Here is a 16,204-nt window from a genome sequence, read left to right as displayed (position 1 = left end):
TACCAACATTTCCGACACTACCCGTGATTGTCTCTGTTAGACAGAAATATCATGGCGCACATATATGTCACACCTCTTATGGCTGCTGTCGCGCAGATGCCTGTATGCAGCACAGTATCAAAGATGAGAGCTTCGTACATATCGAGCAGCAGCCCCTGGCAGCTCATTAAAGATGCCGGGAACTGCTGCTCGAAGGATGCGGTCATAAGAGTCGTAAGAATGAGAACGCAGAGATAGCGTCCCCCTACTCCTCGCCGTCCTCCTCCACGGTGGAGCCATCATCAGGCTCCCCCTCCGTCTCCTCGTCGAGGACGAGGGGGGCAAACGTTGCGGTGTCGCCGCCAATGAGCTCGTGTTCTGCTTCCTTTGCCGATTCGGCACGGTCGTCGGCCATTTCGGCCGAGAAGATGTCCTCCTCCTGGGGCGTCGGCTCCTCAACCGAAGGCGTCGCGATGGGCAGGGAGCCGGTGCCATTGTCGCTTGGCAGCTCCAGGCGCGTGAGCCTGTGCTGGCGCTTGCTCTTTCCAAACAGGGGAACATACTCGAAGAAGATGCTGGAATTCTCCAGACCGTACCAGCGTGCGGGCGAGCCGGCAAAGCGGCGGATGGTGTACTTGGCCGTCATGATGGTGCGGTTGAAGCCCGAGATGTCCGACTCGGGCGAGAGCACCTTGCGGATGAGGCAGAAGCGGAAGTCGCCCACCTTGCGATGGTCGCGGTAGATCGAGTACTTGTGGTCCTGCGGCGCCAGCTGATGATGGCGCATGAGGTCGTCGACGATCTGGTAAAGGTAGGTGTTCACGCGCTGATTGACGCGGAAGCCGAGTCTCAGCTGAATCTTGAAGGCAAAGTCGGTGTCGAAGTCGTTCACATAGTACTCGTGCGTATAGGGCTCGTTGGTGACCTGTACGTTGAGGAAGTAATACGCCCGGGCACGCTTGGGGCGCTTGTCCAGGATGGAATAGAGGATGTCACGATCGAGGCGGTCGGGGGAGGAGTCGTTGGTCAAGAACACCAGGTTGTCGGCCACGTAGGGGAAGCTGTCATCGTGAGAGAGCGCGTGGAGTTGGTCGAGGTAGCCCTCGATGGGCAGGTAGATGCTCTGGGTGCGCTCGATGGCGGTGCCGCGCCTCCAGATGTACATGACGGCAAAGATGGTCGCCGCCATGAGCACGGTAAACCAGCCACCGTGGAAGAACTTCGTGAGACTCGAGAAGAAGAACATGAGCTCGATGGCGCCAAACATCAACACGAAGACAACGGCCGCGGACGTCCTGCGACGGATCTTCGAGAGGTAGGTACAGAGCAGCACCGTGGTCATGAGCATGGTGACGGTGATGGCAAGGCCGTACGCTGCCTCCATGGCGCTGGAGCGCTGGAAGAGCAGCACAACAAAGATGCAGGCGACCCACATGATGGAGTTGACGAGCTGGATGTAGATCTGGCCGCGTGCCTCGGAGGGGTAGTTGATCTTGACGTGGGGGAGCAGGTCGAGGCGGATGGCCTCGGAGACGATGGAGTACGAGCCGGTGATGAGCGCCTGCGAGGCGATGATGGCCGCCGCGGTGGAGAGGATGACGGCGAGGGCCCGCAGGTTCTCGGGGATCATCTGGAAGAATGGGTTGATGTCCGGAATGTCGACCATGGCGGGGTTAGCCTGGTTGTGGAGGATCCATGCCCCCTGCCCCAGGTAGTTGAGGATGAGGCATGTCTTTACGAACGGCCAGGTGGCATAGATGTTCGGCTTGCCTACGTGGCCCATGTCGGAGTAGAGTGCCTCGGCGCCCGTGGTGCACAGGAAGACGTTGCCCAACACCATGAGGCCGGCGGCATTGATGTTGTGGTCGAACAGGAACGTGATGCCGCGCACGGGGTTGAGCGCCCGGAACACGCCTGGGTTGAAGCCGATGTTGGCAAGACCGGAGATGCCCAGATACAGGAACCAGATCGTCATGATGGGGCCAAAGAGCTTGCCAATGGTGGACGTGCCGGCCCGCTGGATGGCGAAGAGGATGCACAGGATGATCACCGTGATGAGGATGACGATCTGCTGATCGTCCCCGATGGCAGCGTAGATGACGTCGATGGTGCGCAGGCCCTCGATGGCCGTGGTCACCGTGACGGCGGGGGTGAGGATGCCATCGGCGAGCAGGGCCGCACCACCTATCATGGCGGGGATGATCAGCCATTTGGCGCAGCGCTTCACGAGGCTGTACAGGGCAAAGATGCCGCCCTCGTTGTGGTTGTCGGCCTTCATGGCCACCAGCACGTACTTGACGGTGGTGATGAGGGTGAGCGTCCAGATGATGAGCGAGAGGGCCCCCAGCACGGTGTCTTGGCCCATGGTGGCCAGGCCGCCGTTGCCACCGATGATGGCCTTGAGGGTGTACATGGGGCTCGTGCCGATGTCGCCGTACACGACGCCCAGGGTCACGAGCATCATGGCTGCCGAAAGGGAAATGCCCACGTGCCGAGCCACCTTGCCCCTGCGTGGGCGAGCGGTCGGGGTGGAAGTGGAACTCGTCATGTCTGTGGTCCAATCTACCCGTGTGTGGCACCTCCGTGGAGATGCCAAGGCATTCACATAGTGTAGCCATCTGCCCACGAGGATGCCATGCTTTGCCTACCATAGGGAGAGCTGGGACCTGCCCCCACCACCCGTGCGTGGCAGGGGTCCCACTCACGTTACCGTTCCATGGGTCATGCGTGCGACCCTCGATTCCGTAGGAGGTTCTCTTGACAGAAGAAGGTACCGCTCCGGTGGCCCAGCAGGCCACATCCGCTCCAGCGTCGGCATCGGGCATGGCACCCACGGACGCGTTCGTGACGGTTCCCGCCGACGCGCGCATCGCCACGCCCGAGGTGGCAACCGCACGCCTCGCGTGGGACGGCTCGGGTCTCTCGGCGGGCGAGCACATCGACTACGGCTGCACGGCTGCCCATCTGGACGTGCGCAGCGACACGGGTGCGCTTGTGGGCAGGATGTTCTCGCTCACCTACGTGGCGCTTGATGGCGAGGGCAGGCCCGACCCCACCCGTCCCGTGACCTTTGCCTACAACGGCGGCCCTGGCTGTGCGAGCGTGCCCATCAACTTTGGTGGCATCGGCCCGCGTCGCGTGAGGACCGACGGCGTGAGGCACCTGGGCCATCCCATCGAGGTGGAGGACAATCCTGCCACCCTCCTGCGCCAGAGCGACGTGGTGTTTCTGGACGCCTTGGGCACGGGCTTCTCGAGTTTGGCGGAGGGAGCCGACACCACCAAGGTCTTTGGCGTCGATGGTGACGCGGACGCCTTCTGCCGCGCCATCTCCACCTGGCTCGAGGAGAATGGCCGCTGGACGAGCCCGGTCTACCTCTTTGGCGAGTCGTATGGCACCGTGCGCAACGCCGTGCTCATGCGCCTTCTGGCCGAGCGTGACGTGCGCGTGGCGGGCGTCACGATGCTCTCGGCCATCTTCGACTGGGTACAGACCATCGAGGGCGAGGACCTCTATCACCTGGGCATGATGCCCACCATGGCCGCCGCGGCTCACTTCTTTGGCAAGGCGGGTGAGGGCGTCCCGGTGGAGGAGTGGTTCGATAGCGCGATGGCGTGGGATGAGGAGTCCCTGGCGCCGGCGCTGCTCATGGGCGACCGCCTGCCTGTGGAGTGGGAGGCAAGGGTTGCCGAGGGACTCTCCGGCTTCATCGGCCTGCCAGCACGGAAGCTTCGGCGCCAGCACCTGCGCGTGACGCTCGACGACTTCCGGCGCACCATCCTGGCGGACGAGGGCAGGGTCTGCGGCAGGCTCGACATGCGCTTCTCCTCCGACGCACCCCTCTCCCTGCAGACGAGCAGCACTTGGTTCGAGGCCGAGGACGCCGCCGACGATGCCGTAGAGGCCAGCTGGACCTGCGCCTTTCGCGCCTTTCTCCACGACGAGCTGGGCTATCGTCCGCCGGCGCGCTACCTCTCCAACAACTACGAGCACGTGGGCGTCAACTGGAAGTGGAGGCACAAGGAGCCAGGCAAGGACTGGGAGAACTCCTGCCCCAACGTCGCCTATGACATCGCCGTGGCCCTGCGGCGCAACCCCCGCATGAAGCTTGCCATCCTGGGCGGGCGCTATGACGCCGCCACCACGTTCTGGAACGTGCGCCACGACATGAGCAGGCAGTTCCTCTCCGACGAGCTCAAGGAGCGCGTGGAGTGGCACCTCTACAACTGTGGGCACATGGCCTATGCGGACGAACCGACGCTTGAGGCGATGGCGGGGGACCTGCGCGCATTCTATGAGAAGCGCTAAGCCCCCTCTCTCACAGAGGAGCGTGCCATGCATATACCAGAAAATTACCTGAGCCCCTCGACCTGTGGTGTCATGGTCGCGGCGATGGCACCCGTGTGGGCGCATGCCGCACGACGTGTGCGCGACGACCTCCCCGCCGAGAAGGTCTCGCTCCTCGGCGTGGCGGCAGCGTTCAGCTTCCTCGCGATGATGTTCAACGTTCCGATCCCCGGCGGAACCACGGGGCACGCCGTCTGCGGCACGCTCGTGGCCATCCTCTTCGGGCCCTGGCCGGCGCTGCTCGCCATCTCGATGGCCCTGGCGATGCAGGCGTTCCTCTTCGGTGACGGCGGCGTGCTCGCGCTCGGCGCCAACTGCTTCAACCTGGCCTTCGTGCTGCCGATGGTGGGCTTTGGCGCCTACCGCCTCGTGCGGCTGCACGCCCGCGGCGCCCGTGGCGAGCTCGTCGCGGCGGGAGTGGGCTCCTATCTCGGCATCAACGCGGCAGCCCTCTGCGCGGCCACCGAGCTCGGCGTCCAGCCGCTCCTCTTCGTGGACGCGGCTGGCCAGGCGCTCTTCTGCCCGTACCCCCTCTGGGTCTCGGTGCCGGCGATGCTCGTCGGCCACCTGACGGTGTGGGGCGCGGCCGAGGTCGTGTTCACGGTCGGTATCCTCGCGTACGTGCGGCGGGTGGCGCCGTCGTTCGGCGCCGGCGTCACCGTCCCGGACGGCCGTCGCGGCACGGCTGGCGTCGCGGCGCTGCTCGCCGCGCTCGCCGTGGCGACGCCGCTTGGGCTCCTCGCCACGGGTGACGCGTGGGGCGAGTGGTCCGCGGGCGACCTCGCCGCCCGCGTCGGCTACATGCCGGGCGGCATGGGTGGCTGGCAGTGGGCTGCACTCCTGCCCGACTACTCTTTGGGAGGCCTTCCGGGGTGGGTGGGGTACATGCTCTCCGCCGTCATCGGGGTGGCGCTGCTCGTGGTCGTATTCCGGCTGGCCGTGGGCCTCGCGCGGCCGGAGGTGGACTTCGATGGCCGCGCCTGAGCGCGACATCCCGGCTTGGATGAGCCGGCCGGAGGGATACGAGCCCCCACGCGACCGCGACGGCTTCATCACGCGGAGCATGCTGCAGCTCGTCTCGGCCCTCCGCGCCCTGCGCCTCGATGCGGGGAGTCCCTCGCGCCTCTCCCCGTCGCCGTCGGTCAGGCTCGTGGTGACGCTCCTTGCGGTGGTGCTGGTCTCCCTGGCAAGCAACTTGGCCTTCGTTGCCGTGATGCTCGCCCTCGTGCTCGTGCGGGCCTGCGTCCTGCCCCGCAAGGCGCTCCAGCGCGTCGTCACGACGTCGGTCGCGGCGGCGAGCCTCGCCCTCGTCATGATGCTCCCCGCGACGCTGCTGGGGCAGACGCGCGCGGCCGTCTCGATGGCGCTGCGCACGCTCGTGTCGTGCGGCCTGGTCACGTGCATGGTGCAGACCATGGCCCCCGGCGGCATCTCGTCCGCGCTCCGTGCGCTCCGTGTGCCCGGCGTCACGATCCTGACGCTCGACCTCGCCCTGCGTAGCATCGTCGACCTCGGCCGCGTGGCCCTCGAGGTCCTCACGGCGCTCAGGCTCAGGAGCGTGGGACGCAACCGCGACAAGGGCGGCTCGGTCGGCGGCGTCGGCGGGGTGCTTCTCCTGAAGGCCAGCGAGGCCTCGCGCGACACGTACGACGCCATGCGCTGCCGTGGCTTCGACGGCAGCTACGATGCGGGCGGGTGCCGCGGGTGGCCTCGTGGCGCGGACGCGCCCTGGGTCGCGGGCGCCGCCCTTCTCCTCGCCCTGTTCTCCTACCTTCAGGCGGTGGTCTGACGTGCACCAGGACGTCCACCCCGAGGCGCTCCACCATCCGCACGGAGGTGGCTTCGGCTCCGCCCTCATGCGCTTCGAGGACTACTGCTTCGCCTACGACGACGTGGCGGTGCTCTCTCACGTCGATCTCGCGATCCGTGCGGGCGACTCCGTCGTCCTCATGGGCGACAACGGGTCGGGAAAGTCGACGCTGCTCAGGGCCATGGCCGGGCTGGCCCTCCCGCAGCAGGGCAGCTACCGCTTCGACGGCGAGGCGGTCGATGCCGCCTCTATGGCGGACGCCGCCTTCGCAAAGCGCCTCCACCAGCGGGTGGGGCTCGTGTTCCAGGACTCGGACGCCCAGCTCTTCTGTGCCACCGTGGCGGACGAGCTCGCCTTTGGGCCGCGGCAGATGGGGCTTTTGGAGGGGGAGGTGGACGGCCGCGTGTCGGACGTCTGCGACCTCCTGGGCACAGGCGGACTTCTCGCCCGTGCGCCCTACAACCTCTCGGGTGGCGAGAAGCGCAAGGTCGCCATCGCCTGCACCCTCACGATGAACCCGGATGTGCTCTGCCTCGACGAGCCGATGGCGGGCCTCGACGCGAGGTCGCGCTCATGGCTGCTCGACCTGCTGCGCGAGCTCAAGCGCGCGGGCAAGACGCTCGTCATCGCGACGCACGACCAGTCGCTCGCCGACGAGCTGGCGGACTACTTCGTCTACATGGGCGACTACCACGGCTATGCCGACCGCCCGCACGTCCACGTCAACGGATGAGGCGGCGTGGCGACGCCTGCGCGCTTGCCGCCCCCGTCCTCGTCCTCGTCGGGACGCTCCTCGCTGCGACGCTCGTGGCCTACGCGCTGGTGCTCCTGGACCGCGTCCTCGTCGGCGAGAAGGCCCAGGCCTAGGCCCGTCGGACGAGGTAGCAATGGTGCACCTTGGGATTGCGCGCGAAGTCCTCGGGGATGGTCTCTTGCGTGATGTCCTCGATGGCGACCCCCGCCTTCGCGAGCGCGTCGACGTCGGGCCTGAAGCTGCGCAGGTTGCAGGAGAACACGGCGACGCCATCGCGCGTGAGCAGGCGTGAGAGGCCGATGAGCAGCTCCACATGGTCGCGCTGCACGTCCCAGCTGCCGCGCATGCCCTTGGAGTTGGAGAACGTGGGCACGTCGCAGAACACGAGGTCCCAGCGGTTCTTGGTGTGGCGCTGCTCGCCGATCCAACGGATGACGTCGGTCCGCACGTACTCATGCTCGGGACCCGTAAAGCCGTTGCGCTCCATGTTGCGCCGGGCCCACGAGAGCGAGGGGGCGCTCATGTCCACGGTGGTGGTGTGCCTGCAGCCACCGTCCGCCGCATAGCAGGTGGCGGTGCCCGTGTAGGCGAACAGGTTGAGGAAGCACCTGGATCCCTTGGTCCCTTTGGCCATCTCGCGCAGCAGGGCGCGTGTCTCGCGGTGATCCAGGAAGATGCCGCAGTCCAGGCGCGAGGCGAAGTTGACCTCGAAGGTGAGTCCGCCCTCGTCGATGAGGTGGGCTCCCACGGGGAGAGGGACGTTCCCTGGCCGTCGTGCGGGACCTGGCCGCTTGGGCCTCTCGCGCACGCCCGTGCCCTCGTTGGCATACTGGGCGCCGCCGCGGCCCTTGGTACGCACGCGCACGAACACGTCCTGGGGCTCCACGCCCAGGGCGACGGGAGCTATGGCCAGTGCGTCGAGCAGGCGCTCGCGGGCCAGGGTGGCGTCCACGTCATGCGGCGCGGCATACTCGTAGACCGAGAGCCAACGGCCTCGGCCATGGCGAGTCGGCATGAGCTCGGATCCCTCGAAGAGGTCGATGGTGACGGCGTAGTCCGGCAGGTCGGCATCATAGACGCGGTAGCAGCTCACGTCCTCGTGTCGGGCCCACCTGGCACGCGCCTTGGCAATCTTGGCGAGGCGCCGGGCGAACTGCTCGGACGCGGGCAGGAGCACGGGTACGCGCACGGGAGCCCCGCCCGTGCGCGAGGGGAGCTCCACCACCGGCCTCTCGCCAGAGAGCGCCGCGCCATCATAGCTGCGGATGGTGGCAGGCTCCCGGCCCATGAACACCGGGAGCGTCTCCGCAGGGCTGGCGCCCAGCGCCACGTCGAGCGTGGCATTCGCCGTCAGCGCGACGGCGCAGTCGTAGCCTGCACTTGTCAGGCCTGAGCAGGTGGCGAGTGCCCTTGCCTGCTGGGCGACCTCGTCCGCACGCAGCCATGAGAGGTCGCAGACGAGGAGCGCCTTCCGGGTGTCGGCGGGGTGTGGCACGACGCCCTGCCGCACGAAGCTCACGGGGACGTCCATGCCCGCCGCACGCAGGAGCTGGCGGGCGGCACTCTCGGCGCCAGGACGCGTGTCCATCGCCACGAGGGAGAGGCTGCGCCGACCCTCTTCGAGCTCCATCCGGGCTGCCTCGGCCCGTGCCTGCGCCTCGTCCATCAGCCCGTTCCAGGTCGCCTCGTCATGTCCCAGCCAACCGGCGAAGCCCCACGGTGCGTGGAGCAGCCCCGGGGCTCGGTCCAGCAGCTGTGCCGCTGCCTCCACTACGACGCTCCCGGCACCCGCAAACGCGCTCACGAGCGCGGCATGCCTCTGGCGCACCTGCCGATACCAGCCACCCTCCGCTAGGAGCGCGGCGGCGTAGTCAGCCCGCAGCGGGGCCATGGGCACGCGGCGAGAGCCGCTTGGGCTCTCGTACCCGCGACGGAAGAGCGGTGCGCCCGAGAGGTCGATGCCCACGGTCGCCCGCCCATGGGAGACGCGCACGGCCACGCGCACGTCCGGCCGGGCGGCGTTGACGTTGGGGCGGCTCCCCCGTTTGGCGAGCAGGCGGTCGACGATGGCATCCTTGCTGCGAAGTGCCACGAACTGCGTGCTCCTGAACTCGGCGTTCGTGCCGTGCGCATCCACGGCCAGGGTGGCACCCTGGCCCAGGTGCTCCTCCCAGGCGATGGCGGAGAGGCCCTCGTAGAGCGCATCGGCGTCATGGGCATCCACGTGGGAGAGCACGAGCACCACGCGCGAAGCGAGGCGCGACCACAGGCAGACGCGGTAGGCGTCCGCCAGCTGACCCGTGAAGGCCACCTGCCCGCGCAGCGGCCTCACGCCCGGGGTACTCAGGGCCCCAAGCTCGTTTGCCAGCAGCGGCTCGAAGCTCTTGGGACAGGTCGCGAAGAGCTCAAGGGCGTCGTTGGATGCGTCGTGCGCGTTCATCGGGACACCTCTCGCCCGTGGTTGGTCAGCCTCTCCATTCTTGCATAGGGAGGTTCGGTACAGGGCGGAGCGTGTGCGGCCCACATGACTCGTATGGTCGGATACCTCGGCTGCTTGGGGATATTGTGTCATCGTCTTGCCGGCCTTCCATCTCCCAGGTGACAGAATCGTTCTGCGTCAGATCGCAAAGCCCTTGGCCGCCCTGCACAGCCGTCTCCTCGTCCCATCCGGGGTCCTGCTGGTACGTCGGATGGTCGAAGGCCTGCGTCTTCGTCTACCGGCGGCCCTTGCCAATCTCCACCGTCCATCCATGCGCGGACCATTGGGCTGGCAGCAATGACTATCATGATAGGCAGATTTGTCATCCCGGCACGCATCGCAGGGACGCGCGCCATTTCCATGCGAGAGGAGTCACACATGGATCAGCAGACGCAGGCGAGGGTTCAGCACTGGAAGGACAACGTCACCGAGCAGGACCTCAAGGAGGAGCTCGAGAGCCTCCTGGCCGGTGAGGAGGAGAAGCTCAACGATGCCTTCTATCGTGAGCTCGCCTTTGGCACGGCGGGTCTGCGTGGCGTGCTGGGCGTTGGCACCAACCGCATGAACGTCCATGTGGTGGCCCAGGCAACGCAGGGCCTGGCGGACTACCTCAATGCGCACTATGACAAGCCTACGCTGGCCCTGGCGCGCGACAGCCGCCTCAAAGGCGAGGACTTCCAGAAGGTGGCCGCTGGCGTGCTTGCCGCCAATGGCATCCACGTGTTCGTGTATCCCCGCATCGAGCCCGTCCCCACGCTGTCCTTCGCGGTGCGCTACCTGCACACCTCCGCAGGCATCGTGCTCACGGCCTCCCATAACCCCGCCCAGTACAATGGCTACAAGGTCTACAACGACAACGGTGGCCAGATCACGGACGAGGCGGCGGCGGAGATCAGTGCCAACATCGGAAGGGTCGACCCGTTCAAGGACGTCAAGCGCATGGACTTCGACGAGGGCCTCTCCCAGGGCCTCATCGAGTGGACGCCCGAGGAGGTGCTTGACTCCTTCATCGACAACGTCAAGAAGGTCTCCATCCCCGGCTTCAAGGCCGACCCCTCCTACTCCGTGGTCTACACACCGCTCAATGGCACGGGCATGGAGTGCGCCAGCCGCATTCTCAAGGAGATCGGCGTTGAGAACGTCTCCGTGGTCAAGGAGCAGGCCGAGCCCGATGGAAACTTCCCCACCTGCACGTATCCCAACCCCGAGTTCCGTGAGGCGCTGCAGCTTGCGCTCGACCTTGCCGAGAAGGTCAAGCCGAGCCTTGTGGTGGCCACCGATCCCGACGCCGACCGCATGGGCACCGCCATCCCGCACGAGGGGGAGTACAAGCTGCTCTCCGGCAACGAGATGGGCGTGCTGCTCATGAACTGGCTCGCCGAGATGGCCGCCCAGAACGGTGAGGACGTGCGCCGCAAGGTGGCTGTCACCACCATCGTGTCCTCCACCATGCCTGACGTGCTGGCCCGCGACAAGGGCTTCGAGCTCAGGCGCGTGCTCACGGGCTTCAAGTACATCGGCGACCAGATCGACCAGCTCAAGGATGAGGGCGAGGAGGATCGCTACCTCATGGGCTTCGAGGAGTCCTATGGCTACCTCATCGGCACCCATGCGCGCGACAAGGACGCCATCGTCGCCGTGGAGATGTGCGTGGAGATGGCCGCCCACTATGCCGTCCAGGGCAAGGACCTCTACGAGGCCATGGAGGACCTGTACCAGCGGTACGGCTATTACCTCAACGGCACCGTCAGCTCCCAGTTCCCCGGTGCCGCGGGTGCCGAGCGCATGACGCAGATCATGGACGGACTGCGCACGAACCCGCCCACCGAGATTGCCGGCTACAAGGTGCTGGGCAGCACCGACTACGCCACGGGACCCGAGATGCCACGCGTCTCCGGTCTGCAGAAGGAGGCCGCACAGGTGCTGCCGCCGGCAAACGTCATCGAGTTCCGCCTCGAGGACGACAACAAGGTCATCTTCCGCCCGTCCGGCACCGAGCCCAAGGTGAAGGCCTACCTCTTCTCCAAGGGTGCCACGCGTGCCGAGAGCGAGGCCGTGCGCGACAGGCTCCAAGCCGCATCGGAGCGGATCCTGTCGTAGTCATAGGCATGTCTCACCTGTAGAATGATGTCGGAGCCGTATCAGACCGTCCTGCATGAGGTGGAGTCAGGGATGGCTCCACCTCTCTTTGATTAGGCGCTGAATGGGCCAGGTTGCTGAGGCAAGTCAAACATAGGCATCTACCAATGGACATACCGGCGTCTGCTAAAACGGGGACACTCGAGGGCCTTCGAGACGGCGCGCGTCGAGTGCGGGTCTGCTCTCAGGAAGCGGCGCCCCGTCGATGTCGAGGCCGTCTTCGGTGGCATCAGGCGCAGCTGGCGCCTCGCGAGGTTCTGCCTGAGAGGCCTGAGGGAGGGAGACCACGAGCTCAGGCTCGTGGCTGCGGGCCGTAACCTCAGGAAGCTCGCCCTGGCCCTCACTGCGTAGGAGGGCACTCCCCTCCTTTTCCAAGAAAGGACCCACTGGCTTGGGCTTGATGCTTCTACACCAATGGGTTCTTGTCTCATGGGGCCTTTGATACGGCCCCTTTGTAATCAACATTCCTGTTGACGGCCGGCCTGCAGGCTCAGTTGCTCAGCGCGTACAGGTCGCTTGCGCCGGCGGCGATGCTGCCGACGTTCCAGGGATGGCTGGACGCGGCGCTGCAGGCGGGGTCATACAGCGTCACGGAGCCATCGTCGTTCCGCTTCACGATGAGCGCCCAGTGTGCGGAAGAGGTGTCGAAGCCCTCCTTGAGCCTGACGATCGCCACGGTTCCCTTGGTGGCGAGCAGCGAGGTGATGCTGTCCGCGCTGGGGTCATACTGCTTGATCTTGAATCCAAGCTGCCTTGCCTCGTAGGTGAAGAGGTCGGCCGTGGTGCCCTCGTCGCCCGTGGAGGTGTATCCCTTGTCGGTGGCATCGGCGGCAAAGGCCGCGGCGGTCTTGTCGGTCTTTCCGGTGAGGCCCATGTAGGCCATGGAGAGGGCGGTGGGGCCCGAGCCGGTCACGCCCAGGACGCTCCCGGCATACTCCACGTAGGCCCAGCGCGTGTCCCAGTCAAAGAGCATGGGATAGCTGCCCTTGGCGTTGTCCTGACCAAAGTCCGATGCCTTGCTCTCGGCCGTGGGATAGCCGGCAACGAAGTCCATGGCGTCCGGCTCGCTCAGGGCAAGCTCGGGGATGCGCTGGTCAGGATACTTGTCAAGGTTCTGGGCGATGGTTGCCAGCTTCTCGTTGCGGTCGAGCTGGGTGGAGAACCTCTGGGTGAGGTCCTGCGACGCGCTGGCCGACACGCGCGCGTCCCACTGGTTGCCCGTGCCCTGCTGCTCCTGATCGCTCTGCGTCCCCTGCTGGGAGGAGCCCCGCGTGCAGGCATAGGCGAACGCCGCGATGAGGATGAGTATGGCCATCACCACCCCCAGGGTGATCCTGTTGGTGGTGAGCCCAGGACGGAAACGGCCGCCGCGACCCTCGAAGTTGATGTAGCGGGGGTGGTTGCGCGCGTTGTGGATGGAATAGCCGGTATCCTTGCCCGTGAGGGTGCGGTAGTTGTGGTCGCTCCGATATCGGGTGTTCCCACGTTGGCCCTGGACGGGTCGTCCGCCTCGCCTGCTGTTGGCACCACGCGATTGGGATCCCAGCTTTGTGCGGCGTGGGTCATCGATTCCCGCGCGTGTGCTGGGAACATAGCCGTTGCCGGTGCCATGCGGCCGGTGTTCCCTCTCGTAGTATGCCATGCTCATCTCCTGCAGCATCTCGCCTGTGCATCGACCATGATATGCCAAGCATGGGCCCGCATTTTGCGCATGGGGGCGTGCACCGGGTGAGCGTCCTAAACCTTAGGGTATTGTAACGAACCTGTGCATTTAAACATGAGAGGGCAACAACGCTTGACATCCTTTCCCCTTTTGCATAAGTTCAAAGATATAGTCAGTTTGATGCATGTATGATTGTCCCGTGGCAGTTCTTTTGGAGGGCATCGCCTATGGTGAAGCGCAGAAACGGCAGACAAGAGGCCATCAAGGAGATTGTGAGAGGCAAGTCCGTGCGTACCCAGCATGCGCTCGTGGACGAGCTTCAGCAGCTGGGTTACAACTGCACCCAGGCGACGGTCTCACGTGACATCGCAGACATGGGTCTGCGCAAGCTGAGCGAGGGCATCTATGTCCTCGCGGAGGATCTCCATCTGCAGCGTATGGTCTCCGAGTTCGTCACCTCCATCGATCGCGCGGAGAACCTTGTCGTCGTGCGCACGCAGCCAGGCACCGCTCCGGGCGTTGCGGCTGCCGTGGATGCGGCATCCCTGTCTGAGGTCCTGGGTTCGGTTGCGGGGAATGACACGGTGCTGGTGGTGTGTCGGGACATCGATGCCGCCATGGTCGTTGTCGACCTCATCGACAAGCTGCATGCCTCGAGGAAGTAGGCAGTCTCAGGAAGGTGCTTCACGGCTCTGGTGGGCGAATCCGAGCAGGAGAGGGTTGGCCAAATGACCAACCCCCTTTGTTCTTGTGTGCCCTGTCCTGAGACAGAGCTGTGAGGTGCTAGTGGCCCGTTCCGCCTGTCCCTCCGCCAGAGCTGCCAGAGCTGCCGGAGCTGCCGGAGCTGCCGGAACCTGAGTTGCCGCCATTGCTGCCACCCGAACCGCCGCCGGAGGTTCCTGTGCCCGTGGAATTGGTGTTTGTGGTGGTACCACCACCGCCATTGCCATTGGTGCCGTTTGGCGTGTTAGGTGTCGAGGTGGAGTTGGTGTCGGGTGTGTTCGTCGTGTTCGTCGTGCGTCTGCCATTGGTCTTGGGAGTGCTCTTGACCGTCGTGCCCTTGAACTTCCATGATCCATTGGACTTGTACTGGGGTTTCTCCGTTGTGGTGGGGAACTCCTGACGTGCCTGTCCTGCCAGGGCGGAGTTGATGAAGGAGACGAAGATGGGGACCGAGGTGTTGTAGGGGTGGCCGGCACTGCCACCCACGCGCACGCTGCCCTCCTCTGCGTAGCCGCACCACACGGCGACGGAGTACTGGGGGGTGATACCACAGAACCACAGGTCGCGGTAGTTTTCGGACGTGCCGGTCTTGCCGGCGACGGGGGTGTTGGCCTTGAGCGTGCTCGCGATGGCGTTTGCCGTGCCGTTGCCCTTGCAGACGCCCTCCATGACCTCGCGTGCCGCCTGGGCGACAGGGGCGTCTATGACCTGGGTGGGCTCGTCTTGGTGCTCGTAGACGGTGTTGCCATTGCGATCCTCGATCTTGGTGATCGCCACGGCGTCTCGATGTACGCCATTGGTGGCGACGGTCGCATAGGCCTCGGCCATCTGGAGGGGCGGGATGCCCACGGTGCCCAGCGTGATGGAGTCGTAGGCGGGCATGTCCTCGTCGATGCCCATGGACTTCGCGGTGCTCACGATGCTCTCGGCGCCGACCGCCTGGGCAACCTGGACGAAGCCCGTGTTGGACGAGACGGCGAACGCCTGCATGAGGGATATCGAGCCGTAGCTGGTGTTGCCGAAGTTCTGCACCTTCCACGTGGGCGATATCTGCATGGGCGACGAGCAGTTGATGGTGATGTTGGGGTTCATGCCCTGGGATATGGCATCGACCAGCGTGAAGGTCTTGAAGCTCGAGCCCGCCTGGCGCTTTGCCTGCGTCGCCATGTTGAACTGGCTCTCCGAGTAGCTCCTGCCACCCACCATGGCCTTCACGTAGCCCGTCGTGGGGTCGACGGCGACGAGCGCCGCCTGGAGCTTGGAGTTGCCGATGGCCTTGAGCCTGCTGGAGACGGCATTCTCCGCTGCCTTCTGGGCCGTGGGGTCGAGCGTGGTGTACACCTGCAGCCCGCCCTTCATGACGGTGTCCTGGTCGAAGTCCTCCAGCAGGAGCTGCTTCACGTAGTCGGTGAAGTAGGGATAGGTGGTGTTGGTGTCGGAGAAGGAGCCCTCGTTGGTGACGAGTGGCTCGCCCACGGCCTCGTCATGTTCCTCCTGGGTGATGTCGCCCTGCTTAAGCATGTGGTCAAGGACGATGTTGCGACGTGAGGTGGCTGCCTCGGGGTTGTCGATGGGGTCATAGCCCGAAGGGGACTGCGGCAGGCCGCAGAGGGTCGCCGCCTCGGCCAGCGTGAGGTCGCTCGCGTTCTTGTTGAAGTACGTGACGGCGGCAGCCTGGATGCCGTAGGCGCTGTGACCGAAGTAGATGGTGTTGAGGTACATCGTGAGGATCTGGTCCTTGGTGTACATCTTCTCCATCTGGATGGCGATGTAGGCCTCGCGCACCTTGCGCTTGAGGGTCTTGTCAAACTGCTCGTCGGAGAGGACGGTGTTGCGCACCAGCTGCTGCGTGATGGTGGAGGCGCCTTCGCTGCCGCCCGAGGCCTGCACGGCCAGGGCGCGCAGGATGCCCGTGGGATCGACGCCGTTGTGCTGGTAGAAGCGCTCGTCCTCGGTGTCAACGACGCCCTCGAGCACATAGGGGGAGATCTGGTCCTCATCCACCACGCGGCGGTTCTGGAGGTAGTACTCGCCTATGATCGAGTTGTCGGCGGCATAGACCGTGGTGGGCTCCGCCACCAGGTAGGCGTCTGCGGAGGAGTAGTCGGGGAGGTCCTGGAGCCAGCTTGAGACGAGAGCGCCCAGGGATGCACCCATGGCGATCATGAGGAGCGCCATGAAGCCGAGGATTCCCACCAGGCTGAAGCCAACGATATGCGTGCGTGAGCGCTTGCGTGCCCTTCGGGTGCGAATGCCCATTGCGACCTCCTCGAGAACATACAGACACCTCTCATTATAGGGAAGGGCGCC

General features: G+C 65.4%; 12 protein-coding genes. 8 read left to right on the top strand and 4 right to left on the bottom strand.

The features are described 5' to 3' along the window. Positions 1–244: 244 nt before the first annotated feature. Complete coding sequence (locus HMPREF1316_RS02565; RefSeq protein WP_040650953.1) at positions 245–2,527, bottom strand: KUP/HAK/KT family potassium transporter; 2,283 nt, start codon at positions 2,525–2,527, stop codon at positions 245–247. 209 nt (positions 2,528–2,736) lie between these two features. Here HMPREF1316_RS02565 and HMPREF1316_RS02560 point away from each other — a divergent pair, with 209 nt between their 5' ends. The 5 genes from HMPREF1316_RS02560 to HMPREF1316_RS13950 are packed head-to-tail and all read left to right on the top strand — an operon-like array spanning position 2,737 to position 7,003. Next, positions 2,737–4,287, top strand: coding sequence for a S10 family peptidase (locus HMPREF1316_RS02560; protein ID WP_051332890.1), 1,551 nt, complete (start codon positions 2,737–2,739; stop codon positions 4,285–4,287). A 27-nt stretch (positions 4,288–4,314) separates the two neighbouring features. Further along, on the top strand, positions 4,315–5,310 hold the full coding sequence (gene cbiM / locus HMPREF1316_RS02555) for a cobalt transporter CbiM (RefSeq protein ID WP_021725264.1): 996 nt from the start codon (positions 4,315–4,317) through the stop codon (positions 5,308–5,310). Continuing rightward, positions 5,297–6,115 carry an energy-coupling factor transporter transmembrane component T gene (locus HMPREF1316_RS02550; RefSeq protein ID WP_021725342.1) on the top strand — a complete coding sequence of 273 codons (819 nt, stop codon included), beginning with the start codon at positions 5,297–5,299 and terminating at the stop codon, positions 6,113–6,115. The genes cbiM and HMPREF1316_RS02550 overlap by 14 nt, the downstream gene beginning before the upstream one ends. 1 nt (position 6,116) lies before the next feature. Then, positions 6,117–6,869, top strand: a complete 753-nt coding sequence (locus tag HMPREF1316_RS02545) for an energy-coupling factor ABC transporter ATP-binding protein (RefSeq protein ID WP_021725346.1) — start codon at positions 6,117–6,119, stop codon at positions 6,867–6,869. Further along, positions 6,866–7,003, top strand: coding sequence for a hypothetical protein (locus tag HMPREF1316_RS13950; RefSeq protein ID WP_021725306.1), 138 nt, complete (start codon positions 6,866–6,868; stop codon positions 7,001–7,003). Before HMPREF1316_RS02545 ends, HMPREF1316_RS13950 begins: the two co-directional genes overlap by 4 nt. Here HMPREF1316_RS13950 and rlmKL read toward each other — a convergent pair. Beyond that, positions 7,000–9,330: a bifunctional 23S rRNA (guanine(2069)-N(7))-methyltransferase RlmK/23S rRNA (guanine(2445)-N(2))-methyltransferase RlmL gene (gene rlmKL, locus HMPREF1316_RS02540; protein WP_021725261.1), complete on the bottom strand. Its 2,331-nt coding sequence runs from the start codon at positions 9,328–9,330 to the stop codon at positions 7,000–7,002. The two genes, HMPREF1316_RS13950 and rlmKL, sit on opposite strands and share 4 nt — an antisense overlap. 417 nt (positions 9,331–9,747) lie before the next feature. On the opposite strand from rlmKL, the gene HMPREF1316_RS02535 reads away from it, so the two are divergent. Continuing rightward, positions 9,748–11,469, top strand: coding sequence for a phospho-sugar mutase (locus HMPREF1316_RS02535; protein ID WP_021725317.1), 1,722 nt, complete (start codon positions 9,748–9,750; stop codon positions 11,467–11,469). A 132-nt stretch (positions 11,470–11,601) separates the two neighbouring features. Next, positions 11,602–11,859: a transposase gene (locus HMPREF1316_RS14975; protein WP_084620813.1), complete on the top strand. Its 258-nt coding sequence runs from the start codon at positions 11,602–11,604 to the stop codon at positions 11,857–11,859. A gap of 139 nt (positions 11,860–11,998) precedes the next feature. Here the strand turns inward: HMPREF1316_RS14975 and HMPREF1316_RS02530 are convergent, their stop codons facing one another. After that, on the bottom strand, positions 11,999–13,150 hold the full coding sequence (locus tag HMPREF1316_RS02530) for a cysteine peptidase family C39 domain-containing protein (protein WP_021725304.1): 1,152 nt from the start codon (positions 13,148–13,150) through the stop codon (positions 11,999–12,001). Positions 13,151–13,398: 248 nt separating this feature from the next. Here HMPREF1316_RS02530 and HMPREF1316_RS02525 point away from each other — a divergent pair, with 248 nt between their 5' ends. Further along, positions 13,399–13,836 carry an arginine repressor gene (locus tag HMPREF1316_RS02525; RefSeq protein ID WP_021725312.1) on the top strand — a complete coding sequence of 146 codons (438 nt, stop codon included), beginning with the start codon at positions 13,399–13,401 and terminating at the stop codon, positions 13,834–13,836. 118 nt (positions 13,837–13,954) lie between these two features. Here the strand turns inward: HMPREF1316_RS02525 and HMPREF1316_RS02520 are convergent, their stop codons facing one another. Beyond that, positions 13,955–16,153 (bottom strand): transglycosylase domain-containing protein, encoded by a 2,199-nt coding sequence (locus tag HMPREF1316_RS02520; RefSeq protein WP_021725327.1) that lies wholly within the window; start codon positions 16,151–16,153, stop codon positions 13,955–13,957. Between the last annotated feature and the right edge of the window lie 51 nt (positions 16,154–16,204).

The organism is Olsenella profusa F0195 (assembly GCF_000468755.1).
Classification (GTDB): domain Bacteria; phylum Actinomycetota; class Coriobacteriia; order Coriobacteriales; family Atopobiaceae; genus Olsenella_F; species Olsenella_F profusa.
The sequence above is the reverse complement of the archived record's forward strand: the minus strand, read 5'-3'. Positions and strand labels throughout refer to the sequence as shown.

Bases quoted from the DNA above. Each gene is read 5' to 3' on its own strand.
- HMPREF1316_RS02530 (WP_021725304.1), bottom strand. From the start codon at position 13,150: ATGGCATACTACGAGAGGGAACACCGGCCGCATGGCACCGGCAACGGC.
- HMPREF1316_RS02535 (WP_021725317.1), top strand. From the start codon at position 9,748: ATGGATCAGCAGACGCAGGCGAGGGTTCAGCACTGGAAGGACAACGTC.
- HMPREF1316_RS02550 (WP_021725342.1), top strand. From the start codon at position 5,297: ATGGCCGCGCCTGAGCGCGACATCCCGGCTTGGATGAGCCGGCCGGAG.
- HMPREF1316_RS13950 (WP_021725306.1), top strand. From the start codon at position 6,866: ATGAGGCGGCGTGGCGACGCCTGCGCGCTTGCCGCCCCCGTCCTCGTC.
- HMPREF1316_RS02525 (WP_021725312.1), top strand. From the start codon at position 13,399: ATGGTGAAGCGCAGAAACGGCAGACAAGAGGCCATCAAGGAGATTGTG.
- HMPREF1316_RS02565 (WP_040650953.1), bottom strand. From the start codon at position 2,527: ATGACGAGTTCCACTTCCACCCCGACCGCTCGCCCACGCAGGGGCAAG.
- HMPREF1316_RS02520 (WP_021725327.1), bottom strand. From the start codon at position 16,153: ATGGGCATTCGCACCCGAAGGGCACGCAAGCGCTCACGCACGCATATC.
- rlmKL (WP_021725261.1), bottom strand. From the start codon at position 9,330: ATGAACGCGCACGACGCATCCAACGACGCCCTTGAGCTCTTCGCGACC.
- cbiM (WP_021725264.1), top strand. From the start codon at position 4,315: ATGCATATACCAGAAAATTACCTGAGCCCCTCGACCTGTGGTGTCATG.